Source organism: Pedobacter sp. 01T416_2 (genome assembly GCF_056398925.1).
In genome coordinates this window covers 1-3,805 of record NZ_JBFTQI010000590.1, presented here as the reverse complement: position 1 = coordinate 3,805, position 3,805 = coordinate 1, and the positions used below count along the sequence as shown (strand labels likewise).

Here is a 3,805-nt window from a genome sequence, read left to right as displayed (position 1 = left end):
GTGTAGGCATATTCTCTGGCCGTGTACCTATGGTATGGGTATCAAATCAATATTCGAATACTGGTAAAGCGACTATTAAGTATACTGCAAATTCAGCTGCAATAGGTCAAAACAATATTACATTTAATCCTTCATCTCCTTATCAGGGCACACCAACAACTCCGCCAGCAACTGAGGTAGATATAACCGATCCGAATTTCCAGGCGCCAAGAGTATTAAAAACTAATTTAGCTGTTGATCAAAAATTACCGTGGGGTTTAGTAGGTACTATTGAAGGTACTTATACCAAAACAATCAAAGATATCTTGTATCAAGATATGAACTTAAACCCATCTTCTTACACTCTTGATATGGGTAACGGGGTAACAAGACCATTTTATAACGCAAGTAAGATAGATAAGAATTACACCAATATATTGTATTTAACCAATACGAATAAAGGTTATTCATATACAGTTTACGGAAAGCTAGAGAAACAATTTAGCAGCGGTTTCATGTCAAGCGTTTCTTATACTATTGGCCACTCATTTAACTTAAATGATGGTACTTCGTCTACCGCACTATCTAACTATAGATTTGCTTATAATGTAAACGGTTTAAACAATTTAGATTTAGCAACCAATAATAATGACATGGGTTCGAGAGTGTCATTTATGTTGGGTAAGAAATTTAAGTATGGTGGTGGTAAATTTGCTACTAACATAGGTTTATTCTACAACGGACAGTCTGGACAAGCGCTTTCTTATGTTGTATTCGGTGATTTAAACGGTGATGATGGATCAACTACTGCCACACCATCAAAATCCTCAAGTAACAATGCCGATTTACTTTTCATCCCTGTAGACGCATCTAGCTTTATTACTTCTTTAACCGGTATTAAAGATCCTGTTACTGGTGTAACTGGTACTATGACTGGAGCAAGACAATATGAATTGTTTCAACAATATGTAAACTCTGATCCTTATTTAAAAGATAATATCGGTAAAAATACTAAGCGTAACGGTACACGTTTGCCTTGGGAAAACCACTTCGATTTTAAATTAGTGCAAGATATTAATATCTACAAAAAGAGCGTATTTAGCTTCACATTCGATATTTTCAATGTTGGTAACTTAATAAACAAGAAATGGGGACAAGGATACTTCGCTTCAAATCAAGTAATCTCACCATTGAACATTGTTGGTTATACAACTACCGGTAATGTGGTGAAGCCTAACTATACTTTTAACCCAACATTCGGTACTGATCAATATACAGGTAAACCATATGCCTATTCCGATTATTTATCACGTTGGAGTATGCAAATTGGTGTCCGTGTTAAATATTAATTGATACTGATTTCAAGATAGTAGAGCCCTGATCATTCGATCAGGGCTTTTTAGTTTATTAAGGTATTTATTGTATTTTAGAATATCTATTTAATCCAGTAAGCTTCTATGGTGATTAGTAAAACTTTTATTAACCATGATACGTTTTTGTAATAAAAATAAATAATATGAAAAATCTCATCTATTTAATGCTCTTATTTTTATGTTTTACTTCTTGTAAAAAGCTAACTGTAAAAGAAGAAAAAACATTTTATGAAATTAATGTACCCAAGCCTGATGGATACCTTACCAGTGCGATACGCGTTACACTCATGGTAGACGGCAAAGCCGATATAGTGCCAGGTGGTGATGTAGCATATAGAGGTACTTACAAAATCAAGGGTAAAAAGCTTAGTGTTACAGCAGAAAAAGAGTATGAATTTGAAATCACCTCAGAAACAGAAATTAAGTACGGTGAAAGGATTTTGAGGTTAAATTAGTTTATATATAGATACTTAGATGTTTTTACAAATCCCCGATCATTCGATCGAGGATTTTTTTCTTTATATCAACTTCTGAAGTATTTATTAATTCACATTGCTTAATCTATTGTTTTTTTAACCCTCGCAGGCACACCCGCAACCATCACATGCGGCGGAACATCCTTTGTAACACAAGCTCCGGCTGCAACATAGGCTCCCTTTCCGATGGTTATGCCCGGGATCACGGTTGCACCAGATCCGATAAAAACACCTTCATTAATATGTACATTGCCCGCAATGGTTACCCCGGGTGATATGGTTACATAGTTCTCTATTATACAATCATGACTGATGTTGCAATTTGAATTCACAATGCAATGGTTGCCGATATTCACATTTGCATTAATTACACAACCTGGGGCAATGCAGTTTCCTTCGCCAATTTTAATTGAAGGGCTGATATAATTATGGTGGTGGATCATGTTGATGAACGAATAGCCTTTGTTTTCTAACAGTTCAATAATAGATTTTCTTTCGTAATTGCCTATTGCCCCAATTAATGCAATATTTAAATTAGCTGGATGTTCTTCTAAAAAAGATGGTAGCGAAGTAATGGGCTTCGTTAAACTTGGGTGATTTACCGCATCTTCCAAATTGATGATATATCCGGTTAAAAGATACTCACCCGAGCCATTAAAATACTCGCTAAGCTCAGCGGCATGTTTACCAGCACCCAGAAGATATACATTGATCATAGCGTTATTCCTATTTGGAGTAATTTGTTAAATCTAATATACGTTTATACAAACAAAACTAAATGATGTACCGATAAAACTTAAGAATGTATCGACAAAGATATAAAGGTAAGTTGTAGTGGCTTTAATGGAAATATAACTAAGATTGTATTTGGTGTAATAACATTTTGCCTGTATTGGCAATTCCCTTCCGAATTCGAGTCAAAATTCATCCCAATTAAATATGAATTAAAATGCTAAAACACCTCACAAAAAAAAATGCAGGCAGAAAAGAAGCTTTTAATATCTTGAAAATAAACTTTTTATATTTGTTTCCCTGGTTCGGCTTTGCCGTTGTGGCAGGTTACGCAGGCAATTTGAGTAATGGTTTTCCCCTCCTGCAAGGCAGTATGAAAATATTTCTTATTGATTTTTGCGGTCATACGCATCATTTTACGAGCTGTTTCCTTCTCTGGCTTTTCATCACTGGCGAAATCCATTTTCCTTGGATTATCTTTCATTGGTGCATGGCAATGGCCACAGCGCACACCTAATGCAAGCTTAAAATCGTCCATTACTTTGTCGAGTTCTTCCTTGCTGATGTTTTTAGGCAATACCTTTAAATTTTTTGCCTTTGGCTCTGGTTCGGCTTTAGGCATAAAGGCACTCAGGCTTAGGGCAAAGCATGCCAGTAAGGCCATTACAATGGTCTTTTTATAGTTCATGTTCTGTTAGTTTATATAACTAATATAATCCTTTTTCTATATTAGAAAATGACTTTTACAGATTGTAATGAATTTATTTCAATCGATACTGACAAGAGGCAGCAAGAATCAGGGAAATCGCTTTTAAAACATGCGCAAAAATTAATTAGCCACGGAAACACAGAAATCACGGAGGAGATTAAAGTTTTTCCGTGTTTTTCGTGCTTCCGTGGCAATTATAATGCTTAGGTATGCGTAAAAAGAGGAAGAATTATCAGAGAAAAGTTAAAAGCGATTTCCCTGCGGCAAGAATGTGTTTAAAAAAAAAGCTGCTGAAATTTAATTTTCAGCAGCCTTTTTAAATTGTACCTTGATGCTTAGTTATAAATGAAAGTTCCTTTTTCGCTTTCGATAGTCACTTGTTTCTGATCGCCTTTTTCTACGCGACCGATAATCTGCGCATCGATATTAAAGCTTTTTGATATTTCGATAATGCTTTCGGCAATCTCCTGAGGAACATATAATTCCATGCGGTGTCCCATGTTAAATACCTTATACATTTCTTTCCAATCGGTACC

5 protein-coding genes are annotated in these 3,805 nt (G+C 35.3%); 2 read left to right on the top strand and 3 right to left on the bottom strand.

The window, feature by feature from the left end:
• Both AC1DPQ_RS20845 and AC1DPQ_RS20840 read left to right on the top strand, forming a co-directional pair.
• On the top strand, positions 1-1,328 hold a 1,328-nt coding region (locus AC1DPQ_RS20845; RefSeq protein WP_477610746.1), incomplete at its 5' end, for an outer membrane beta-barrel protein.
• A 167-nt stretch (positions 1,329-1,495) separates the two neighbouring features.
• A complete protein-coding gene (locus AC1DPQ_RS20840) occupies positions 1,496-1,807 on the top strand; it encodes a hypothetical protein (protein WP_477583019.1) in 312 nt (103 codons plus the stop codon).
• A gap of 101 nt (positions 1,808-1,908) precedes the next feature.
• Here AC1DPQ_RS20840 and AC1DPQ_RS20835 read toward each other — a convergent pair whose 3' ends face one another.
• The 3 genes from AC1DPQ_RS20835 to AC1DPQ_RS20825 form a co-directional block, all read right to left on the bottom strand.
• Positions 1,909-2,544: an acetyltransferase gene (locus AC1DPQ_RS20835; RefSeq protein WP_477583017.1), complete on the bottom strand. Its 636-nt coding sequence runs from the start codon at positions 2,542-2,544 to the stop codon at positions 1,909-1,911.
• Between the two features lie 302 nt (positions 2,545-2,846).
• Complete coding sequence (locus AC1DPQ_RS20830) at positions 2,847-3,248, bottom strand: c-type cytochrome (RefSeq protein ID WP_477583015.1); 402 nt, start codon at positions 3,246-3,248, stop codon at positions 2,847-2,849.
• 356 nt (positions 3,249-3,604) lie between these two features.
• Positions 3,605-3,805: AIR synthase-related protein (locus AC1DPQ_RS20825; RefSeq protein ID WP_477610745.1), on the bottom strand; the 201-nt coding region annotated here is incomplete at its 5' end.